This window comes from Pelagibacterium sp. (genome assembly GCF_035555455.1).
Taxonomy (GTDB): Bacteria; Pseudomonadota; Alphaproteobacteria; order Rhizobiales; family Devosiaceae; genus Pelagibacterium.
Window position 1 is genome coordinate 1 of record NZ_DATMGM010000068.1, and the last position, 21,005, is coordinate 21,005.

Here is a 21,005-nt window from a genome sequence, read left to right on the forward strand (position 1 = left end):
CCCGCACCCGCGCCCGCATCTATGACCGCGACGGGCTGATGATCCTCGATAGCAACAACATCTATGCCAGCGGTCAGATCCTGCGGACCGAACCGGCAGAGGCCGACCCCGCCGCTCCGCCATTTTTCTTTTCCGCCTGGAATTGGTTTTCCCGGCTGCTGCGCGGGGGCGATTACCCGCTCTATCAGGATTATCCGGCCCATGAGGGCCTGCGCTATCCGGAAGTCGCCTCGGCCCTGAACGGTTCGCCCGCCGATATCGTCCGGGTCGATGCGCGCGGGCAATTGGTGGTGTCGGTCGCGGTGCCCGTTCAGCGCCAGCGCTCCGTGGTGGGCGTGCTGCTGCTCTCCACCAGCCCGGGCGAAATCGACGCCATCGTCACCCAGGAGCGCTGGTCGATCCTGCGACTGTCCCTGGTCGCCGCGCTGGTCACCGGCACCCTGTCCGCCCTGATGGCGAGCACCATTGCCGGCCCGATGCGCCGCCTGTCGGCTGCCGCCGAACGGGTACAGCGCTCGATGAAGGCGCGGGCCGAAATTCCGGACTATACCGACCGGTCCGACGAAATCGGGCACTTGTCCGGCGCGCTGCGGGCCATGACCAATGCGCTCTACAACCGGATCGAGGCGATCGAACGGTTTGCAGCCGATGTCGCCCATGAGCTCAAGAACCCGCTGACCTCCCTGCGCAGTGCCGTCGAAACCCTGCCGCTCGCCAAGACGGCAAAAGATCGCCAGAGGCTGGTCGACATCATCCAGCACGACGTGCGGCGGCTCGACCGGCTGATCTCGGACATTTCCAATGCCAGCCGGATCGATGCCGAATTGGCGCGCGAGAACACCGAAACTGTGGATATGGCCGAGCTCGCCGCGGCCATCGTGTCGATCCAGTCCGACCTGGCCGCCAGCCGCGACGTCGCCGTGGCGCTGGTGATCGACAAGGGGCGCTACGCTCCGCTGATCAAGGGCCATGACACGCGACTGGCGCAGGTGTTCACCAATCTCATCGACAACGCCGTGTCGTTCTCGCCCGCCGGAGGCACGGTGACGGTGCGGATCGCGGCCGATGCCGAGCACGTGACCGCCACGGTCGAGGACGAGGGGCCGGGACTGGGCAGCGACAGCGCCAAGGTGTTCCAGCGCTTTTATACCGACCGGCCCGAAACCGAGAGCTTTGGCGACCATTCCGGGCTCGGGCTGTCGATCTCGCGCCAGATCGCCGAGGCGCATCAGGGTACGCTTGACGCGGGCAGCCGAACCGGGGCAACTGGGGCGATCTTCACTCTCATTCTACCGCGAGCGAAAGCGTGACGGCGCGACAGCACAACACCCACGGCACCGGCATTCTGATCGGCGAGCATGGCCTCCTGCTCACCGGGGTTTCGGGGGCCGGAAAATCGTTGCTGGCGCTCGACCTGATCGAACAGGCGCGGTTGCGCGGCGAAACTGCGCTGCTGATTTCCGATGACCGGGTGCTGTTGTCCACCGATGAGGACGGGCTGGTGATGGAAGCGCCCCCGGCCATTGAGGGCATGATCGAATTGCGCGGGCGCGGCATCATCACGCTGCCCTTTACCAAAAGGGCCCATGTGCATCTGGTGGTCGATCTGATCGAGGACGGACACCGCCTGCTCGAAGAAAACGAGTTGACCACGCAGTTGCACGGGATCTGGGTGCCGCGCTGCCCGGTTCCCCGCCGGGGGCAGATCGACGGGCTGCACCAGCGGTTTCTGGTCCATGCCGCCTTGCGCGCCCTCGGCACCGACCTTGGTTAAGCGCGAAATGCCTTGGTGGAAAAGACTTGAAACCTGCGCCCAGCCGTTCAAGACTGCCCTTTGGGCCTAGCGCCGGGCCAACATGTACTGCTTCTTTTCGACGCTCACCAACACCGTTCGGTGGTGTCGGGAACGCTCTAGACAAAAGGTTTTCAATCCGATGATGGGCTTGGTCCTTGTGACCCATGGAAGGCTGGCCGAAGAATTTTGTTCGGCGCTCGAACACATCGTAGGCCCCCAGGAGGCCATTGCGGCGGTCTCGATCGGACCGGAAGACGACATGGAAGGCCGCCGCAACGACATCGTGGCTGCGGTCGAGCGGGTTGATGGCGGTGATGGCGTGGTGATCCTGACCGACATGTTCGGCGGCACCCCCTCCAATCTTGCCATCTCGGTGATGCAGGATCGCGATATCGAGGTGATCGCCGGGCTCAACCTGCCGATGCTGGTCAAACTCGCCCGCATTCGCGCCGATACCGAAATCCGCGAAGCGGTTCGCCTTGCGGCGGATGCCGGGCGCAAATACATCAACGTTGCCAACGACGTTCTGGGCAAATGAGTACCTGTGTGACCGAGTCGGGCCGGGCGATCTGCCAGCAGCTCACCATCTGCAACAAGCGCGGCCTGCACGCGCGGGCCTCCGCCCGCTTCGTGCGCACCGCCGAGCATTTCGACGCCGAGGTCAGCGTTACCCGCGATGGCGTGACCGTGGGCGGGACATCGATCATGGGCCTGATGATGCTCGCCGCAGGGCCGGGCTCGACTATCCTCGTTCAGGCCTCCGGCAATCAGGCGCGCGAGGCGATCGATGCCCTCACCGATCTGGTCAACAACGGCTTTGACGAGGATCAGGACGCAGGCGGCGACGACATGCCCTGATCGGGGACCCCGCATCGCGCCCATTGAGGGCCGGTTGCGAACCGTAGCGCGCAAGGATATAAACTATTCTTTATGTCCCGGTTGCAGGACCGGCCCACCCTCGCGTATAAACGCGGCACAAAAAGCGTACTTTGAAAAATTGGAGATCGGGCATGAGCGCCGTAGCCCCCGACTATGCCGTCAAGGACATTTCGCTGGCCAATTTTGGCCGTCAGGAAATCGAGATGGCCGAAATTGAAATGCCCGGCCTCATGGCCATAAGGCGTGAATTCGCCGCTGCCCAGCCCTTGAAGGGCGCGCGCATCGCCGGGTCGCTGCACATGACCATCCAGACCGCCGTGCTGATCGAAACCCTGGTCGCGCTGGGCGCCGATGTCCGCTGGGCTTCGTGCAATATCTTTTCCACCCAGGACCACGCCGCTGCCGCCATCGCTGCCGCCGGCATTCCGGTCTTTGCCCATAAGGGCGAAACGCTGGAAGAATACTGGGATTTTGCCGACCGTATCCTCGACTGGGGCAATGGCGAAGTCGCCAACATGATCCTCGACGATGGCGGCGACGCCACCATGCTGGTGCTGCTGGGCGCCAAGGCAGAAACCGACCCCTCGGTGCTGGCCAATCCGAAAAACGAGGAAGAAGAAGCCTTCTTTGCCACCATTCGTCGGCGCCTCGACCGCGAACCGGGCTTTTATTCCAAATGCCGCGCCGCCATTCAGGGCGTTTCGGAAGAAACCACCACCGGCGTCATGCGCCTCTATCAGCTCCAGGAACGGGGCGAATTGCCGTTCCCGGCGATCAACGTCAACGACTCGGTGACCAAGTCCAAGTTCGACAACAAGTATGGCTGCCGCGAAAGCCTGGTCGATGCCATCCGTCGGGGCACCGACGTGATGATGGCCGGCAAGGTCGCCATCGTTTGCGGCTATGGTGATGTGGGCAAGGGCTCGGCAGAATCCCTGCGGGGCGCGGGCGCGCGAGTGCTGGTCACCGAGATCGACCCGATCTGCGCTTTGCAGGCGGCCATGGACGGTTACGAAGTGGTGACGCTGGACGACGACGTCGAACGCGCCGACATCATCGTCACCGCCACCGGCAACAAGGACGTGCTCACCATCGATCACATGCGCCGGGTCAAGAACATGGCCATCGTGTGCAATATTGGCCATTTCGACAATGAAATTCAGGTCTCGGCCCTGCGCAACCTGAAGTGGACCAACGTCAAGCCGCAGGTCGATATCATCGAATTCGCCGACAACAAGAAGATGATCCTGCTCTCGGAAGGCCGCCTCGTGAACCTGGGCAACGCCACCGGCCACCCCTCTTTCGTGATGAGCGCCTCGTTCGCCAACCAGACGCTGGCCCAGATCGAGTTGTGGACCAAGGGCGACCAGTACGAGAACCGGGTCTATGTGCTGCCCAAGCATCTCGACGAGAAGGTCGCGAGCCTGCATCTCGACAAGCTGGGCGTCAAACTCACCACGCTCAGCCAGGAACAGGCCGCCTATATCGGCGTCGAGCAGCAGGGCCCGTTCAAGGCCGATCATTACCGCTATTGACGGGTCGCGGGGCCTGCCCCCGCGTTAACCTTTCCCATGTTCAGGGGCGCTACGGCGCCCCTTTTTTCGTGGCAAACGCAGAACAAATCAGGACCGGACAGCCCCGGAATTCCTGTGCAAGAGCGAAGTTATCCACGCCCGGACAGTTTGACTCTTTTTCCCGATTCGCAGGGCTTGTATGGTTAACTGATTCGGGGGGCCTTCCCGGCCATCCCAAAGGGCGGTCCGGGGCAGTTTATCGCAAACGCGCTGAAATGCACCGGGTTCTTGTTTGGTCGCGCTTCCGAACCGCAAAGGTGAATCCCACCCTTGCAGGAAACGCTTTAGGTCAAATCATTGGAAAAGGGGCATCAGGCATGCAGCCGGCTCGATTCCGGAAATTTGCGGGATTGGTGTCCGTTTCGGTTGCAACCAGTGCCCTGTTTGCTGCCTCCCCGGCTCTGGCGGCTCCCCTCGCCACCATCACCATGTCCGGCGCGACGCCCTATGCCATGATGCTGGGCGCGGCAGGGTTTGGCCTGGTTGCCACCCTGTTTGCGGTCAAGTGGCGCCGCGAGGCCGATGCCGCCCGCTTCGATGCGGGCAAGAAGCTTGGGACCATGCGCGCCGCCCTCGACGAGTTCGAGAGCCTTCTGGCCGGCATGCCGGAAGTGACGGTGATCTGGCGCGACACGGGGATCGAACCTTCGGTGATCGGCCCGGTCGCGGCCCTGCTGCCCGGCGAAACCCGGGCCCATGCGGTGCTTGAATTCCGCACCTGGCTGGAGGATGAAGCGGCGCGGGCGCTGGCCACCCGCCTCACCGATCTGCGCATCGAGGGCAAGGTGTTTGAAACCTCGGTCACCGCCCGCGATGGCCGCATCATCCGCGCCACCGGACGATTGGTGGGCGGCGCCGCCGTGGTGCGATTGCGCCCCTCGGGCACCAGCATCGAACCGCCGCTGAAGGGCGCGGACCTCACCCGCCTGCCCTCGCCCGCCGAAACCCAGGCCGTGCTGTCCAATCTCACCATCCCCGCCTGGCTGCGCGACAAGGATGGGCTGCTGATCTACGCCAATGCCGCCTATCTGCATTTCACCCGCACACTTGGCCTCAAGGGCGACCGCGGCACCGCCCCCGATATTTTCGATGCCCCCACCCGCGAGCGCCATCTCAAGGCCCTTGAAGATGCCGCCGATACCATCGCGCTCGCCGATGAGCACCCGGTCGCCGGTGCACTCGATCTGGTGCTGTTTCCGCTCTCGGGCGGCAGTGCGGGCTATTGCTATCTGCCGGTCGCCCGCCCCAAGCCGAGCGAATTTACCGCCTCCGAGCCCGATCTGGGACACCTGACCACGGTGATCGATGCGCTGGCCACCCCGATCGCGGTGTTCGACCGCCGCCAGATGCTGTCGCATTACAACACCGCCTATGCCGAGTTCTGGGGGCTGGACCCGAACTGGCTCAACACTGCGCCGGACGAAAAATCCATCCTCGACCGGCTGCGCACCCAGGGCATGCTGCCTGCCGAAACCGATTATCGCGACTGGCGCGGCAAACATTTGATGAGCTATGCGCTGACCGCGCCGCGCGAGACCCCCTGGTATCTGCCGGACGGGCGTTGCGCCAACGTCATTGCCGCCCCGGCCACCGGCACCGGTGGCGTCATCTATGTCTTTGAAGACATGACCGAGCGCCTTGCGCTCGAAACCCGTCACAACGCCCTTATTCACGTGCAGCGCGAAACCCTCAACGCGCTGACCGAGGGAGTCGCGGTGTTCGGCACCAATGGCCGTTTGCGGCTGCACAATCCGCGCCTGTCGCATCTGTGGAAGCTGCCGATGAACGAATTGGGCAGCCATCCCCATATCGACGATATCGCCCGCAGCTGCGCCGCCGCATTCCCCGAGGATGGCCGCCGCATCTGGGACGGCCTCAAGCACCGCATCATCGATCTCAACCCCAACCGCACCGATACCAAGGGCCGGATTTCGCGCACCGATGGGCGGTTGCTCGATTATGCCGTGGTGCGGCTGCCGGACGGGCAGACGATGATGACCTTTGTCGATGTTTCGGAAAGCGCCAATTACGAACGGGTGCTCAAGGAGCGCAACGAAGCGCTGATCGCCGCCGATCGGCTCAAGGACACGTTTGTGCAGAACGTGTCCTACGAATTGCGCTCCCCGCTCACCAACATCATCGGCTTTGCCGATCTGCTGGCGTCGGGCGAAGTGGGCCCGCTCACCGAAAAGCAGCGCGCCTATACCGACTACATCCGCGCATCGAGCGCCAATCTGGGGCTGCTGATCGACAATATCCTCGATCTGGCCACCGTGGATGCGGGCATTGCCGAACTCCACCCCGAAGCGCTCGATATCGCGGCCCTGATCGAGAAGGCCCGCGCCGGGCTCGACGCCACCTTCTCGGGCGGCGCTGAAAAGGTCGACCTGCGGGTGTCGATTGCCGACGATCTGCCGGTGTTCGTTGCCGATGGCACGCGGATCGTTCAGGTGCTCTACAATCTGTTGTCCAACGCCGCGCGGTTCTCCGATCCCGGCGCGCAAGTGCGGCTGCGGGTTTTTGCGCGCGGTGAAGACCGGATTGCCTTTGCGATCGAAGATGACGGGGTCGGCATCCCCGAAGACATGCGCGGCTCCATGTTCCAGCGCTTTGAAGGCCAGTCGGTGGATGGCCGCCAGCGCGGCGCCGGGCTGGGCCTTGCCATCGTCAAGACCTTCGTCAACCTGCACGGGGGCACGGTGCTGATCGAAGGGCTGGAGCCGCGCGGCACCCGGGTGACCGTGCTGCTGCCCGCCAATGCGGCGCTGGCGCTCAACGCGGGCGAATAGGCGTGATCACGCTTCTGGCGACCAGCGAATCAGCAACATTGGCCATCGGCACGGTCATCGCTGCGCACCTGAACCCAGGCGATGTGGTCACCCTCGATGGCGATCTGGGCGCAGGCAAGACGGCGCTGGCCCGCGCCATCATCCGCGCCCGCCTCGCCCAGCCCGATCTCGACGTGCCCTCGCCCAGCTTTGCCATCGTTCAGCCCTATCCCGGCATCATCCACGCAGACCTCTACCGGCTGGCCGATGACTCCGAACTTGACGAGCTGGGGCTGTTCGAGGACGAGGCGGCAATCGTGCTGGTGGAATGGCCCGAGCGCGCGCCCGACGTGTCGCGTCATGCCGGTCTGGGCATTACCATCACCCTCCTGCCCGGCGGGGACGCGCGCCGGATCACCATCGAAGGCCGGGGGCGGCCAATGGCAGACCTTGAGGCGGCGCTTGCGAACTGGCGTGAGGCCGGGCCATAACTGGGGCCATGGCCGATTCGTTTCCCGCCCGCCTTCCGCATGGTCTGCCCCTGTCCCGTCCTGACGCCGCGCCGGGCCACGCCCCAAGGCGCGAGGAAACCCGCCGATGACGCGCCACGGATCGATCTTTTCCATCGCGCCGCATGCGCCGTTTCTCCATACCCTCGCTTCGGCGCTGCTTGACGGACGGATCGCGCCCGGCTGGGCCCGCACCGGGCCGTTCTGGCTGTCGGACATGACCGTCTATCTGCCGACACGCCGCGCCGCCAATGCGCTCTCGCGCCTGTTGGCTGATCGGCTCGCCGACCAGCCGCTGTTGCTGCCCGATATAAGGCCTCTGGGCGGTGAAGACCCTGAGCAGGAGCCCTTCCTGCCGCCCTATGAGCCGCTTGATCTCCCCCCGCCGATCAACCGCTTCAAGCGCCGCCTGCTGCTGGCGGAACTGGTCGAGCGCTGGCTGGCGGTGCGCAGCGACAACCCGTTTTCCTCCCCCGGCCTGGGCGGGGTCACCGGTGCGCCCAATGGCGCTGAAATCCTCGCCCTCGCCGATTCGCTGGGCACGCTGATCGACGATTTCACCATCGCCCGTATCGATCCGGCCACCCTGATGCAGATCGAGAGCGATTTGCTACCCGCGCAATGGCACGAACATCTCGATTTCGTGAAATTCGTGCTCGACGCCTGGCCCTCCATTCTCGCTGCCGAGGGCGAGATGGAAGCGGCGGCGCGCACCAATTTCCTGCTGGAACGCAAGGCGTCCTCGCTGGCTGAAATCCACGGAGACAGGCCGGTGATCGTCGCCGGTTCCACCGGGTCGATGCCCGCCACCGCCGACCTGATCGCCGCCATCGCCAATCTGCCCAACGGGGCGGTGGTCCTTGCCGGTCTCGATACTAACCTCAAGGATGCGGCCCTCGACAGCCTGCATGCGCCGGAGCGCAATCCGCATGGCCACCCGCAATACGGGCTGGCACGTCTGCTGCGCCGGTTGGGCACCCCGCCCGATACCGTGATCGAACTGGCACCCTCGGCCCACCCGCGCACCGCGATCCTCAACACCAGCCTTGGCCTGCCCGACGAAACGGCGCGTTGGCCGCTGATCGTCGAACACCTGGGCCCGGCGCTGGACGAAGGGACGTCCCGGTTATCCCTGATCCGGGCGCGCACACCCGAGGAGGAGGCGCGGGCCATTGCCGTATGCGTCCACGATGCCCTCGATAGCGGGCAGAGCGTTGCCATTCTCGCCCCCGACCAGACGCTGGCCCGGCGCATCTGCGCTGAGCTTGCCCGCTTTTCCATCGCGCTTGACGACGCCGCGGGCACGCCCTTGCTGCTCTCGCCCGCCGGGCGGCTGGTGCAGCAGGCCATTTCCGTGCTGGCCAATGGCCTTGCTGCGGTCGATGTGATGGCGCTGTTGCGCAACCGCCACGTCGCGCTGGGGCTGGGCCGCGCCGATGTGGCGCTGGCGGCGCAATGGCTCGATCTGGGGGTCTTTCGCGGCCAGCGGCCCCTGCCCGGGTTTGACGGGCTGCGCCGGGCCGTCGCCGACAATCGTGATCGGACCACCGCTCGCCCCGCCCTGCGGCTTGAGGGCGAAAGACCCGACGCGGTCCTGACGATACTCGACGCGCTGGAGGCCGCCCTTGGCCCGCTCGCCGCGTTGTTCGGGCGCGACAATTTCACCGCCAGCGAGGTCGCGATCGCGCTCGACGCGGTGCTCAGCGCCTTGCGCGCGGTGCCCGAGGACCAGAGCGCCCCGACGCTGGGCGGCGAGGATGAACTGGCCCGCTGGATCGAGCTGGCATCCCGGCAGAGCGCGCGCGGCCCGTCCCTGACGCCCGCCACCCTTCCCCTGGCGCTGGAAGGGCTGTTTGCCGGCCAGACGGTGCGCCCCCACCAGCCTGCCACCGAGGATGTGGTGCTGTTCGGACGTCTCGAAGCCCGGCTGATGCAGGCGGATCGGATGATCATTGCCGGCATGATCGAATCGGTCTGGCCCGAAATCGCCGATCCCGGACCGTGGATGAGCCGGGGGATGCGGCTGGCCGTCGGGCTGGAGCCACCGGAAAAACTGCACGGATTGGCCGCCCATGACTTCGTGATGGCCGCGGGGCACGGCGATGTGGTGTTCTCGCTCGCTGAACGCTCCGGCACTGCGCCCGCCACCCCGTCGCGGTTGCTGCAACGGCTCGAAGCGTTCATCGGCGAGGAGCTTACGCGAGAGATGAGTGAGCGCGGCACGCCATGGGTAGAAAAGGCACGGCGTCTCGACGCCACCGGCCACCCGCCCGTCCCTGCCGTCCGGCCTGCCCCCCGTCCTCCCGCCACAGTGCGCCCGAAGCGGATTTCGATCACCGAAGCTGAAACCCTGCTGCGCTCGCCCTATGACCTTTATGCCCGCCACGTTCTGGGGTTACGCAAGATCGATCCGCTGGGTGCCGATCCCGATTACGCCGAGCGCGGCACGCTGATCCACGACATCTTTGGCGATTTCATCGCTGACGGGAACGACCCGGTCGCCCCCGCCGCTTTGGATATCCTCATGGCAGCGGCCCGGGAGCGCTACGCCCGCCTCGACGCGATTCCCGCTCGTCGCGATATCTGGCTGGCCCGCCTTGAGACCATCGTCCGCACCTTTCTCGACCATGAGCGCAGCCGCCCCTCCATCGCCATGCGGTACGCCGAAATTTCCGGTGAGATCACCGTCCCCGTGGCCGGCCACAGCGTCGTCCTGCATGGTCGCGCCGACCGGATCGACCGGACCACTGCAGGCGGGCTGGAAATCGTCGACTTCAAAACCGGCCAGGCGCCCCAGGTCGTCGAAATGCGCCAGTTCTTTGCGCCGCAATTGCCGCTAGCGGCCTATATGGCCCGGCAGGGCGGCTTTGGGGATGGCCTCGCAGCGCGCGCCGAACTGATGGAATATATCAAGCTCTCCCACGGCCCCAACGCGCTGGCCCGCGTTGGCTATGCGGTGCCCGGCTCCATGGATCTGGACGCCGCCATCGACACCGTGTGGCGGCTGTTTGTCGGCCATGTCGAAGCGCTGCTGCTGCGCGATGATCTGCCGATGGCGGCGCGGGTGCTGCCCCGAGCCAGCCAGCGCCACAAGGGCGACTATGACCATCTGGCGCGCACCGAGGAATGGACGCTGCTCGATGGCGGCGACGAGGGCGAGTGATGGCGCAGGCAAAAGAACAGCTCCACGTCCCCACTGACACCACGCTCAAGCAGATCCGCGCCGCCGATCCGCGCGCCCATGCGTGGGTATCGGCCAATGCCGGGTCCGGTAAGACCTACGTTCTGGCGCGCCGGGTGCTGCGGCTGCTGCTCGACGGAGCCCAGCCCGAGGCCATTTTGTGCCTCACCTACACCAAGGCGGCAGCGGCGGAAATGCGCCACCGGGTGACCTCCATCCTCGCGGGCTGGGCACGGGCTTCGGACGATCTTCTCGCCACCGAACTCACCGGCCTGCTCGACCGGGCTCCCACGGCGGCGGAAAGCCTCCGGGCGCGAAGCCTGTTCGCCCACGCGCTCGACACGCCGGGCGGGCTCAAGATCAACACCATCCACGCCTTTTGCGAAGCGGTGCTTCAGCGTTTTCCGCGCGAGGCGGGAGTTCCGGTCGATTTCCGGGTAATCGAAGAAGATGTCGCCGCCCGCCTCCTGCGCGATTCCCGTGAGCGCGTGCTGGCCGATGGCCTCAAGGCCCCGGGTGTGCTCGGCGATGCGGTCCGCACTCTGTTCGCGGCGCTCAGCGACAGCCAGATCGAGACGGCCATTGGCCAGTCCTTGAGCAATGCCCGCAAACTTGGTCCCGTACTCGCTGATCCTGAAGCGGCCATTGTTGCCCTTCGTGCCAGCCTGGGGCTCGATCCGTGCGATACCACCGCGCGCCTCGGCGAAGAGATCATCAGCGGCATGCTGGTGTCTCCCGATGAATACAGTGAGATCTGGTCACTGACCCCGCCCGGCGCGTCGAAACGAGCCGGGTTCGAGGACAAGCTGCTTGAGGTCGATCGCTCAGCGCCAACCCCGGCGCAATTGTTTGCCGCCTATCTCACCAGCAGCGGCACGGTTCGCAAGCAGGGTTTTCCCAACAAGAAGATCATCGCCGCCAACCCCGGCCTGGCCGAGCGGCTCGCGGCGGAAACGGCGCGGCTCGAAAACCTGTTCGACCGATCCAAGGCCCTGACCATCGCCGCCAATTCCGCAGCGCTGACACGCGTGCTCGCTGCGATCATCGGGCGCTACGAGGCCGAAAAACGCGCCCGGTCGCTGATGGATTTCGACGACCTGGTGGCGCGCACCGCCCGGCTGCTCGGCGACAAGGGGTTGGGCGCGTGGGTGCGCTACAAGCTCGATGCGGGTATTGACCACATCCTCGTCGATGAAAGCCAGGACACCAATCCCGAGCAATGGGCGGTGATCGACGCCCTTGTCGATGACTATTTTTCCGGTGACGGTGCCGCCCAACGCCCCAAAACGGTGTTTGCGGTCGGCGACCCCAAGCAATCGATCTATTCCTTCCAGGGAGCAGAACCGAAACTGTTTCTTGAAAAGGGCCGTGCGCTGGCCCAGGCGGCCCGCACTGCTGGCCAGACCTGGCACGGGGAAACGCTCAGCACCAGCTTCCGCACCCTGTCGGAAATTCTCGATGGGGTGGACAAGGTATTCAACCGCGCCGATATCGCCGCCTCGCTGCTGGCCGAGTCGGGCGCCATCGCCCATGAGGCGGCCCGCACCCGCACGGGCGGACGGATCGAAATCTGGCCGGTTGTGGAAAATCCTCCCGCCGCGCTGCCCGAGGATGTCTGGCCGACCGCGCCGGTGGAAAGCCTCGCCGCCGCGCCGCGTCAACTGGCGACCCGGATCGTCGATACCATCGCCGGCTGGATCGAGGCCCGGGCCCCGATCGGGCCGGGCGGACGCCCGATCCAGCCCGAAGACATCCTGATCCTTGTCCAGAAGCGCCAGGGGATTTTTCCCGAAATCGTGCGCGCCCTCAAGCATCGCAACATCACCAGCCCCGGTGCCGACCGGTTGCCGGTCTCGGCCCATATCGCGGTCGATGATCTGTTGGGGCTGGCCGATGTGTTGCTGACGCCCGGCGATGATCTGACCCTCGCCGCCGTGCTGCGCTCGCCCGTGTTCGGGCTCGATGAGGACCAGCTCTACGCCCTCGCCCATGACCGGCCCAGGGGCGTGACGCTTTTTGACCGGCTCAAGGACAGCCCGCTGCCCATCGCGCAACAAGCCCATGAGCGCCTTGCCCTGTTGCGCCAGCGTCTCGATTTCGACCGGCCCTATGAGTTCTTCGCCCATGTTCTCTATGCCCAGGGCGGCCTGAAACAGTTTCACGCCCGGCTGGGCGAGGAGGTCGATGAGGTCATCGCCGAATTCCTCGATCTGGCGCTGGAGCAGGAGCGATCCGACCAGCCTTCCCTCACCGGGTTTGTCGCCGCCATGCGCGCGTCTGATATCGTCATCAAGCGCGATCTGGTGGCCAAGGCGGCCGGGGTGCGGGTGATGACCGTGCACGGAGCCAAGGGGCTGGAAGCGCCGGTGGTGATCCTCGCCGACGCCGCCACCAAGCCCCGCGCCGTCTCCGACAGCGTCTATTTCGGCACGCATCAGGGCGAGCCCTTCCTGCTCCATTGCGCCGGAAAAACGGCCCATTGCGCGGCGTCCGAGCCCCTGCGCGAGGCGATCGAAGCGAGCAATCAGGCCGAATACTGGCGCAATCTCTATGTGGCAATGACCCGGGCCGAAGACGCCCTGCACGTCGCCGGTGTTCTGGTCAAAAACACCAAGCCCGAAGATACCTGGCATGGGGTCATCGCCGATGCCCTTGGCCCGCACAGCGCGCGGATTGAGGATCATCGCGGTGCCGTGCACCGTTTTCCTGCCGGAGGCTCCGAGCCCGAACCGGGCGCTGCCGAAGCGGCTTCAGCCAATGTGCTTCTTGAGCCGCTGACCCTGGGGCCGCCGAGCCGCCGGGCGGTGATGCCGGTTGTGACGCCGTCTGGCTCCAGCGGCTCAAGATTGCCTCAAGGGCTCGAACCCGCCGCCGAAACCCTGCTTGGCGCACGTGGTGCGCGCCAGCGCGGCATTGCGCTGCATGCTCTTCTCCAGCATTTGAGCGATGTGCCTCCTGCCCGCCGGGCCGATATCGCGCTCAGCGCCGCGCAAACGCTGTTGCCCGACGATCCTCACCTCGCCGAACCGGTCGCCCAAAAGGGCCTCGCCCTGCTGGCCGACCCGGCGCTTGCCTGTCTGTTCGAACCCGGCAGCCGGGCCGAGGTGCCGTTTTCGCTGCGCGTCGAGCACAAAGGCATCGTTTCCCGGCTTGAAGGCCGGATCGACCGTCTGGTGGTGTCTCATGACCGTGTGCTCGTCGTCGACTACAAATCCGATGCCGTCGTCCCGCCCGCGCCATCCGCAGTCTCGCCGGGCTATCTGCGCCAGCTCGGGCTCTATCGGCTGGCGGCGATGCGGCTGTTTCCCGGCGTTGCGGTCGAGGCGGCAATCTTGTGGACACAAACAGCGCAGGTGATGGCTATTGCCGAACCGATGCTGGAAACCGCTGTCGGCGACGTGACGGCTCTGTGAACCACCGGCTTTCGGTACAGGCTTGAACTGGCTTCCGACTCTGCCTAGCTATGGTGCGACAGTCTATTTACCGCCCCATATGTAGGGCTATTACTGGAAGGTATGCTCAAATGACCGGTCACGTCACAGACGCCACATTCGCCACCGAAGTGCTTGGAGCCAAGGAACCTGTCCTCGTTGACTTCTGGGCGGAGTGGTGCGGTCCGTGCCGGGCGATCGCGCCGATCCTTGAGGAGATTTCGACCGAAATGCAGGGCAAGGTGAAGATCGTCAAGCTCAATGTCGATGAAAACCCGGGCACCGCCGCCCAGTTCGGCGTGCGCTCGATCCCGACCATGATCCTGTTCAAGGGTGGCGAAGCCGCCGACATGAAGATCGGCGCGGGCACCCCCAAGGCTGGCCTTGTCAAATGGCTCGAAGGCCACGCCGCGTAAGGGAATTTTAATTCGATAAGTTTGCAGCGGTCCGGCGAAAGCCGGGCCGTTTTTTATGCGTGCTCCGGAACGCTGCCAAAACGCGGCAGCGTTTCAGCGTCCCCTCACTCCGGTGGTGTCCGGTTCTGGCGCAGCACCGCCCCAGCCAGATAGAGCGAACCGCAAATGACGATGCGCGCACCGGGGAAGTGCGCGGCGCGCTGCAACGCCGCGGGCACCGAGCGGGAAATGGTTGTCGGAATGCCGAGCGCCTTGGGAAATCCGGCCAGCGCCCGTGCCGGAAGCGCCCCGCTCTCGCCGGGAATGGGCACGGTAAACACATGCGCTGCCGTTTGCGCAAACGGCGCGAAGAAATTGGCGGCGTCCTTGCTGGCCATCATGCCACACACAAGAACCAGCGGAGCGGGCCGATGGCGCTCCATGTCGGCCAGCGCCGCAGCCAGTGCATTGGCCCCGGCGGCATTATGGCCCCCATCGAGCCAAAGCTCGTGGGTCTCATCGAGATAGGATGTGAGCGCCCCGCGCAAGGGCGTCAGCCGCGCGGGCCAGACCACATTGCGCAGTCCCGCTGCGATCGCCGCCTCGTCTTGCGCCAATCCGAAATGGCGCAGCGCAGCAATGGCAAGCGCGGCATTGTCGATCTGGTGGCTGCCCACCAGCACCGGCAGCGGCAGATCGAGCAGCCCGTCCTCGTCCTGATAGACCAGCTTGCCGCGCTGGGCGAAGCCGTCGAAATCGGTGCCCGCCACAAACGGCACAACCCCATTGGCCGCCGCTTCCGCGGCGATCACCGCCATCGCCTTGTCGGGCTGGCGCGCGACGACCAGAGGCGCGCCGGGCTTGATGATCCCCGCCTTGGCACCGGCGATGTCCGTGAGCGTCTCGCCCAGGAATTGGGTGTGGTCCACCGAGATCGGCGTGATCACCGTCCCCAGCGGCTTGTCGATCACATTGGTGGAATCGAACCGGCCCCCCAGTCCCACTTCGAGCAGCAGGACATCGGCTTCGACCCGCGAAAACAGCAGGAACGCAGCGACGGTGGTGATTTCGAAAAACGTGATGGGCTGGCCCGCATTGGCCTGTTCGCACTCTTCCAGCGCCGCGTTGAGCGCCCGCGACGACACCAGCTTTCCCGCCAGCCGCACCCGCTCGCGGAACGCCACAAGATGGGGCGATGAATAGACATGGACCCGCTTGCCCTGCGCTTCGAGCAACGCGCGCAAGGTGGCGACCGTCGAGCCCTTGCCGTTGGTTCCCGCCACGTGGATGACCGGCGGCAGCCGGTCCTGGGGCCGCCCCAGCGCGTCGAGCAGGCGCAGGGTGCGCCCCAGTTCGAGGTCGATCAGCTTGGGGTGCAGCGTCAGCAGCCGCTTGAGGATCGCATCGGTACGGGACACAGGCAGCCGGTCTTCTTGATCGAAAAGAGATTGAGAGGGGCCGAAGGCGCGCGAAAGGGTCCGGCCGCCTTCGCCCAGCCTATTCGGCGTGACCGGCGACCGGGAGATTGGCCAGCAGATCGTCGTCGCCATCGCCTTCCGCCGCAATGGCCACGTCACGCATGGTGATTGCAGTGCTTGCGGCCGTCTCGGAAGCGGCGCGCGGCGCGGGCAGCGCGGCGTTGACCGGGGCCTTGGTCAAAATCCCGATGATCGAGGCGATCGTCGAGCGCAGGTCGTGCCGGTGCACGACCATGTCGACCATGCCGTGATCGTAGAGATATTCCGAGCGCTGGAAGCCCTTGGGCAGCTTTTCGCGGATGGTCTGCTCGATGACGCGGGCGCCGGCAAAGCCGATCAGCGCGCCGGGCTCGGCGATCTGAACGTCGCCCAGCATGGCATAAGAGGCGGTCACCCCGCCGGTGGTGGGGTTGGTCAGCACCACGATATAAGGCAGGCCGGCCTCGCGCAGGCGCTGCACGGCAACGGTGGTGCGCGGCATCTGCATCAGCGACAGGATGCCTTCCTGCATCCGCGCCCCGCCGGAGGCGACAAACATCACGAACGCCGTGCGGGCATTGAGCGCCGCTTCGAGCCCGGTGACGATGGCCGAACCGGCCGCCATGCCGAGCGAGCCGCCCATGAAGTCGAAATCCTGAACGCCCACGGTGACCTTTTCGCCATACAGGTCACCCTGGGCGATGATCACCGAATCCTCATAACCGGTCTTGGTGCGGTATTCCTTGAGCCGGTCGGTATAGCGCTTGGTGTCGCGAAATTTCAGCGGATCGGCGACGACTGAGGGCAGGTCGAGCTTGGTATATTCGCCCTCGTCAAAGAAACTGGCCAGCCGGTCAGCGGCCTTGATCTTCATGTGATAGCCCGAATTGGGCACCACCCACTGATTGGCTTCCAGATCGCGGTGGAACACCATTTCCCCGGTTTCCGGGCATTTGACCCACAGATTGTCCGCGACCTCACGACGATTGAGGAAGGAGCGAATCTTGGGGCGAACGAGGTTGTCGATCCAGTTCATTTCTTAAGCCTGAATGTTTCGGTCCGGCCACATGCATGGCATGCACGTGATCTAGGGATCAATTGTGGCAACACTATCAGTTTCTGGCGGCGCGCGCACCCTCAGAGAGCGTGCGGAGCAGATTGTGAACAGCGGGTACGGTCTGCTCCGTGGCCTTGCCCTCGCTCAGCGAGGATTCGATGGCCCCGACCAACGCCGATCCGACCACCACGCCGTCGGCGTCGCGCCCGATCAGCCGCGCATCCTCGGGGCTTTTGATGCCGAACCCGACCGCCACCGGCAACCGGGTATGCGACTTGATGCGGTTGACCGCATCGCCAACGGCACCGCGATCCTTGATCTCGGCCCCGGTGATCCCGGTCATCGACACGTAATAGACAAAGCCCGAGGCGTTGGTCAGCACCCGGCCCAGCCGCTTGTCATCGGTGGTGGGCGCGGCAAGGCGGATGAAATTGAGGCCAGCCGCCAGGGCCGGCAGACACAATTCGTCGTCCTCCTCGGCGGGCAGGTCGACAACGATCAGCCCGTCGACACCCGCCTCCACCGCGTCTTTGACGAAGCGCTCGACGCCATAAATATAGATCGGATTGTAATATCCCATCAGCACCACGGGGGTTTCGGCATCCTTTGCGCGGAACCGGGCAACCAGCGCCAGGGTCTTTGCAAGGCTCATGCCCCCGGCCAGGGCCCGCTGCCCCGCCAGCTGGATGGCGACGCCATCGGCCATGGGGTCGGAAAACGGCATGCCCAGTTCGATGATATCGGCCCCCGCCGCCGGCAGTCCGTGCAGGATGGATTCCGCCGTTTCCAGATCGGGGTCGCCCGCCATCAGAAAGGAAACGAAAGCAGGCCGGTTTTCGGCCCGGGTCTTTTCAAACCGCTTGTCTATGCGCGAGACGCCCATGGGAACTCCGAGATCAGACAGGAAGCGCATCTAAGATGCTCTGGGGCGATAAAGTACACCAACCAGGCCAAGTCAACACCGCCAAAAACAAAAGGCACCCGGTTGGCGTCGGGTGCCTTTTTAACAGTGCTCTGGTTCAATCATGGCTATTTATCGGAAAAAGCCTTGTCGAACGCGATACGGGCCAGATCGGCGCGATCAATGCCGCGGGCCTGCAATGCATCATCGGAAAGTCTGGAGAAATCCGAATACAGGTGCGAAGCGCGGCGGGCGCGACCAATATCACCGAAGAAACCGGAAATTGCGTCGAAAGCATTATTACGGGCCATTGCTCGTCTCTCCTTTGTCGTGCTCTTGTGTACACACTACAAATGAGGCCAGAGGCGCTTTTTTACAACTGCCGGAACGGCATCCCAGCCATGCGAAAAATGCGGGGCTGCCCGTGGGGCGGGGGTTTGGCCGCATTCACGAGATGAGGACCGGCGCTCTTTAAGTCTCTTGTCAGAGCGCCATGCCCAGATGGCGGCCCACCGATTCCACGTCCTTGTCGCCCCGTCCGGAAACGCACAGGACGATGATGGCGTCCTTGTCCATGGTCGGCGCGATCTTGATCACATGGGCCAGCCCGTGGGAGCTTTCAAGGGCGGGGACAATGCCTTCGAGCTTGGTGCAGGCCATGAACGCATCGAGCGCTTCGGTATCGGTCACCGGCACATAGCGCACCCGCCCCTCGTCGCGCAGATAAGCATGTTCGGGGCCGACGCCGGGATAATCAAGCCCCGCCGAGATCGAGTGCCCTTCCAGAATCTGCCCGTCATCGTCCTGGAGCAGATAGGTGCGGTTACCATGCAGCACGCCGGGGCGGCCCCCGGTGATGGCAGCGGCGTGGCCATTGGCAACATCGAGCCCGTGCCCGCCCGCCTCGACGCCGATAATATCGACATTGGGCTCGTCGAGGAAATCGTGGAACGTGCCGATGGCGTTGGAGCCGCCGCCAATGCAGGCGACCAGCGTGTCGGGCAACCGGCCCTCGGCTTCAAGAATCTGGGCGCGGATTTCCTCGCCGATCACCTTCTGGAAGTCGCGCACCATTTCCGGATAGGGGTGCGGCCCGGCGGCGGTGCCGATCAGATAATATGTGGTATCGACATTGGTCACCCAGTCGCGCAGCGCCTCGTTCATGGCGTCCTTGAGCGTTCCCGCACCGGCAGAAACGGGCCGCACCTCGGCCCCGAGCATTTTCATGCGCAAGACGTTGGGCATCTGGCGCTCGACGTCGGTGGCCCCCATAAAGACCGTGCAGGGCAGGCCAAACCGGGCACAGACGGTGGCGGTCGCCACCCCGTGCTGGCCAGCGCCGGTCTCGGCGATGATCCGCGTCTTGCCCATGCGCTTGGCGAGCAGAATCTGGCCCAGGCAGTTGTTGAGCTTGTGCGAGCCGGTGTGGTTGAGGTCTTCGCGCTTGAAATAGATCTTGGCGCCGCCCAGTTCCGCCGTCATGCGCTCGGCAAAATACAGCGGCGAAGGCCGTCCGGCGAAATGGACACGCAAATCTTCGAGCTCAGCGGCAAAGTCCGGGTCCTTTTGGGCATCCCGATACGCCTGTTCCAGATCGAGGATCAGCGGCATCAGGGTTTCGGCGACGAACCGCCCGCCATAGATTCCGAATGTTCCGTTCTCGTCCGGCCCCTGGCGCAGGGAATTGGCGCTCGTCTGGCTCATCTTTCCGATCAGTCCTCGTTCTGTGCCGCCTGTCGCGCGCGGGCGATGAAAGTAGCGATCAGGTCCGGGTCCTTGATCCCCTTGCTGCGCTCGACGCCCGAAGAGACATCGAGCCCGAAGGGGTGGACGGTTCTGACCGCTTGCGACACGTTATCGACGTTGAGGCCACCGGAAAGCATGAAGGGCAAGCCAGGGTCAAGGGCTTCGAGCAAACTCCAGTCAAACACCGCCCCCAGCCCGCCGGGTCGGGTCGCGTCCTTGGGCGGCTTTGCATCGAGGATCAGCCGGTCGGCCACCGCGCCATAGGATGCCACAACGGCGATATCGTCCGCGTCTCCGACCGGCAGCGCCTTGATCAGGCGACGGCCCGACACCGCCGCGATCTCGCCGATTCGATCAGTGGTTTCGCGCCCGTGCAATTGCAGCCAGTCAACGCCTGTGGCACCTGCCGCCTCGATGTCCGCGTCCGTGGGATCGACCAGCAACACAACAGTTTCGATCCGCCCCGCCGCCTGTGCGACCAGCGGCGCAATCGCGTCAAAGGACAGGTGGCGCGGGCTCTTGGCGAAATGGACGAACCCGACCATATCGGCGCCGCAGGCGATCACCGTTTCGAGGATCGTCGGGGTCATGACCCCGCAAATCTTGATCAAGGGCGCGGCCATCAGATCAGGTCGTCAGCAGCGAGCAGGGCCGGGTCCTCTGGGCGTGACGGAACGCGCCGGACGCGGTCGAGGTCCGCCTTGAGCTTTTCCGCTTCGCGCCGCAGGCGCTTTTCCTCGCGGCGGTGCCCGGCCTGGGTAAACCATACCGCCAGCCCGCCAAGGGAAATCCCGGCAAACAGCACCGCATAGATCACGAGGAACAGCGGCACCCCGAACCCGGGGGCGGCCTCATCGACGGCCACCAGCGGGTTGAAATTGACGGCCACCATGTGGCGGTTTGCCAGCGCGAAAATCAGAATCACAAGGCACAGCGGCACCAGCACCAGCCAGCCGACAATGCGTTTACGCATGGAATTTCCATTCGTGTTGCGCCAGCGTCAATCCGCCTGATGACCTCGGCGTTCAGCCGCCGTTGAGCCGCTCGCGGATTTCCTTGCCGGCCTTGAACTGGGGCACGTATTTTTCGTCCACATCGACCTGTTCGCCGGTGCGCGGGTTGCGCCCTACCCTGGCCGGACGGTTCTTGACCGAAAAGGCGCCGAAGCCGCGCAATTCCACCCGATCCCCCCGGGCCAGCGCGTCCCCGATCTCGTCGAGGATGGCGTTGACGATGTTTTCCACGTCACGGTGGAACAGATGCGGGTTCTCCGCTGCAAGCTTTTCGATGAGTTCGGACTTGATCATGTCTG

The 21,005-nt window shown here is 64.8% G+C and carries 18 protein-coding genes; 10 read left to right on the forward strand and 8 right to left on the reverse strand.

Going from position 1 to position 21,005, the window contains the following annotated elements:
• The 10 genes from VNS12_RS14395 to trxA all read left to right on the forward strand — a co-directional run.
• A partial coding sequence (locus VNS12_RS14395) for a stimulus-sensing domain-containing protein (RefSeq protein ID WP_325488544.1) occupies positions 1-1,310 on the forward strand: 1,310 nt, incomplete at its 5' end.
• The gene (locus tag VNS12_RS14400) at positions 1,307-1,774 is read left to right on the forward strand and encodes an HPr kinase/phosphorylase (protein ID WP_325488545.1); all 468 of its coding nucleotides are present in this window, start codon (positions 1,307-1,309) and stop codon (positions 1,772-1,774) included. The genes VNS12_RS14395 and VNS12_RS14400, both read left to right, overlap by 4 nt.
• 160 nt (positions 1,775-1,934) lie before the next feature.
• Positions 1,935-2,333 carry a PTS sugar transporter subunit IIA gene (locus VNS12_RS14405; RefSeq protein ID WP_325488546.1) on the forward strand — a complete coding sequence of 133 codons (399 nt, stop codon included), beginning with the start codon at positions 1,935-1,937 and terminating at the stop codon, positions 2,331-2,333.
• A complete protein-coding gene (locus VNS12_RS14410; RefSeq protein ID WP_325488547.1) occupies positions 2,330-2,653 on the forward strand; it encodes an HPr family phosphocarrier protein in 324 nt (107 codons plus the stop codon). Before VNS12_RS14405 ends, VNS12_RS14410 begins: the two co-directional genes overlap by 4 nt.
• 152 nt (positions 2,654-2,805) lie before the next feature.
• Positions 2,806-4,209 carry an adenosylhomocysteinase gene (gene ahcY / locus VNS12_RS14415; protein WP_325488548.1) on the forward strand — a complete coding sequence of 468 codons (1,404 nt, stop codon included), beginning with the start codon at positions 2,806-2,808 and terminating at the stop codon, positions 4,207-4,209.
• Positions 4,210-4,565: 356 nt separating this feature from the next.
• Complete coding sequence (locus VNS12_RS14420) at positions 4,566-7,037, forward strand: sensor histidine kinase (RefSeq protein WP_325488549.1); 2,472 nt, start codon at positions 4,566-4,568, stop codon at positions 7,035-7,037.
• 2 nt (positions 7,038-7,039) lie between these two features.
• The gene (tsaE, locus tag VNS12_RS14425) at positions 7,040-7,507 is read left to right on the forward strand and encodes a tRNA (adenosine(37)-N6)-threonylcarbamoyltransferase complex ATPase subunit type 1 TsaE (RefSeq protein ID WP_325488550.1); all 468 of its coding nucleotides are present in this window, start codon (positions 7,040-7,042) and stop codon (positions 7,505-7,507) included.
• 106 nt (positions 7,508-7,613) lie between these two features.
• Entirely contained in the window at positions 7,614-10,688 is a 3,075-nt protein-coding gene (gene addB / locus VNS12_RS14430; RefSeq protein WP_325488551.1) for a double-strand break repair protein AddB, read from the forward strand.
• Entirely contained in the window at positions 10,688-14,119 is a 3,432-nt protein-coding gene (gene addA / locus VNS12_RS14435) for a double-strand break repair helicase AddA (protein ID WP_325488552.1), read from the forward strand. The genes addB and addA overlap by 1 nt, the downstream gene beginning before the upstream one ends.
• 110 nt (positions 14,120-14,229) lie before the next feature.
• Complete coding sequence (gene trxA, locus VNS12_RS14440; protein ID WP_325488553.1) at positions 14,230-14,553, forward strand: thioredoxin; 324 nt, start codon at positions 14,230-14,232, stop codon at positions 14,551-14,553.
• A 104-nt stretch (positions 14,554-14,657) separates the two neighbouring features.
• On the opposite strand, the gene VNS12_RS14445 is transcribed toward trxA, so the two are convergent.
• The 8 genes from VNS12_RS14445 to VNS12_RS14480 all read right to left on the reverse strand — a co-directional run bounded on the left by VNS12_RS14445 (position 14,658) and on the right by VNS12_RS14480 (position 21,000).
• On the reverse strand, positions 14,658-15,950 hold the full coding sequence (locus tag VNS12_RS14445; RefSeq protein ID WP_325488554.1) for a bifunctional folylpolyglutamate synthase/dihydrofolate synthase: 1,293 nt from the start codon (positions 15,948-15,950) through the stop codon (positions 14,658-14,660).
• 79 nt (positions 15,951-16,029) lie between these two features.
• The gene (accD, locus tag VNS12_RS14450; protein ID WP_325488555.1) at positions 16,030-17,025 is read right to left on the reverse strand and encodes an acetyl-CoA carboxylase, carboxyltransferase subunit beta; all 996 of its coding nucleotides are present in this window, start codon (positions 17,023-17,025) and stop codon (positions 16,030-16,032) included.
• Positions 17,026-17,101: 76 nt separating this feature from the next.
• Entirely contained in the window at positions 17,102-17,929 is an 828-nt protein-coding gene (trpA, locus tag VNS12_RS14455; protein WP_325488556.1) for a tryptophan synthase subunit alpha, read from the reverse strand.
• 146 nt (positions 17,930-18,075) lie between these two features.
• Positions 18,076-18,258, reverse strand: a complete 183-nt coding sequence (locus tag VNS12_RS14460) for a hypothetical protein (RefSeq protein WP_325488557.1) — start codon at positions 18,256-18,258, stop codon at positions 18,076-18,078.
• Between the two features lie 172 nt (positions 18,259-18,430).
• Positions 18,431-19,651, reverse strand: a complete 1,221-nt coding sequence (gene trpB / locus VNS12_RS14465; RefSeq protein ID WP_325488558.1) for a tryptophan synthase subunit beta — start codon at positions 19,649-19,651, stop codon at positions 18,431-18,433.
• An 8-nt stretch (positions 19,652-19,659) separates the two neighbouring features.
• Positions 19,660-20,316, reverse strand: a complete 657-nt coding sequence (locus VNS12_RS14470) for a phosphoribosylanthranilate isomerase (protein WP_325488559.1) — start codon at positions 20,314-20,316, stop codon at positions 19,660-19,662.
• A complete protein-coding gene (locus VNS12_RS14475) occupies positions 20,316-20,666 on the reverse strand; it encodes a lipopolysaccharide assembly protein LapA domain-containing protein (RefSeq protein WP_325488560.1) in 351 nt (116 codons plus the stop codon). The genes VNS12_RS14470 and VNS12_RS14475 overlap by 1 nt, the downstream gene beginning before the upstream one ends.
• Positions 20,667-20,718: 52 nt before the next feature.
• The gene (locus VNS12_RS14480) at positions 20,719-21,000 is read right to left on the reverse strand and encodes an integration host factor subunit beta (protein ID WP_325488561.1); all 282 of its coding nucleotides are present in this window, start codon (positions 20,998-21,000) and stop codon (positions 20,719-20,721) included.
• Between the last annotated feature and the right edge of the window lie 5 nt (positions 21,001-21,005).

What these genes read in the sequence shown, in the direction of transcription:
- ahcY (WP_325488548.1), top strand. Translation starts at nt 2,806, where the DNA reads ATGAGCGCCGTAGCCCCCGACTATGCCGTCAAGGACATTTCGCTGGCC.
- accD (WP_325488555.1), bottom strand. Translation starts at nt 17,025, where the DNA reads ATGAACTGGATCGACAACCTCGTTCGCCCCAAGATTCGCTCCTTCCTC.
- VNS12_RS14460 (WP_325488557.1), bottom strand. Translation starts at nt 18,258, where the DNA reads ATGGCCCGTAATAATGCTTTCGACGCAATTTCCGGTTTCTTCGGTGAT.
- VNS12_RS14480 (WP_325488561.1), bottom strand. Translation starts at nt 21,000, where the DNA reads ATGATCAAGTCCGAACTCATCGAAAAGCTTGCAGCGGAGAACCCGCAT.
- trxA (WP_325488553.1), top strand. Translation starts at nt 14,230, where the DNA reads ATGACCGGTCACGTCACAGACGCCACATTCGCCACCGAAGTGCTTGGA.
- VNS12_RS14405 (WP_325488546.1), top strand. Translation starts at nt 1,935, where the DNA reads ATGATGGGCTTGGTCCTTGTGACCCATGGAAGGCTGGCCGAAGAATTT.
- addB (WP_325488551.1), top strand. Translation starts at nt 7,614, where the DNA reads ATGACGCGCCACGGATCGATCTTTTCCATCGCGCCGCATGCGCCGTTT.
- addA (WP_325488552.1), top strand. Translation starts at nt 10,688, where the DNA reads ATGGCGCAGGCAAAAGAACAGCTCCACGTCCCCACTGACACCACGCTC.
- VNS12_RS14420 (WP_325488549.1), top strand. Translation starts at nt 4,566, where the DNA reads ATGCAGCCGGCTCGATTCCGGAAATTTGCGGGATTGGTGTCCGTTTCG.
- trpB (WP_325488558.1), bottom strand. Translation starts at nt 19,651, where the DNA reads ATGAGCCAGACGAGCGCCAATTCCCTGCGCCAGGGGCCGGACGAGAAC.
- trpA (WP_325488556.1), bottom strand. Translation starts at nt 17,929, where the DNA reads ATGGGCGTCTCGCGCATAGACAAGCGGTTTGAAAAGACCCGGGCCGAA.
- VNS12_RS14470 (WP_325488559.1), bottom strand. Translation starts at nt 20,316, where the DNA reads ATGGCCGCGCCCTTGATCAAGATTTGCGGGGTCATGACCCCGACGATC.
- VNS12_RS14475 (WP_325488560.1), bottom strand. Translation starts at nt 20,666, where the DNA reads ATGCGTAAACGCATTGTCGGCTGGCTGGTGCTGGTGCCGCTGTGCCTT.
- VNS12_RS14410 (WP_325488547.1), top strand. Translation starts at nt 2,330, where the DNA reads ATGAGTACCTGTGTGACCGAGTCGGGCCGGGCGATCTGCCAGCAGCTC.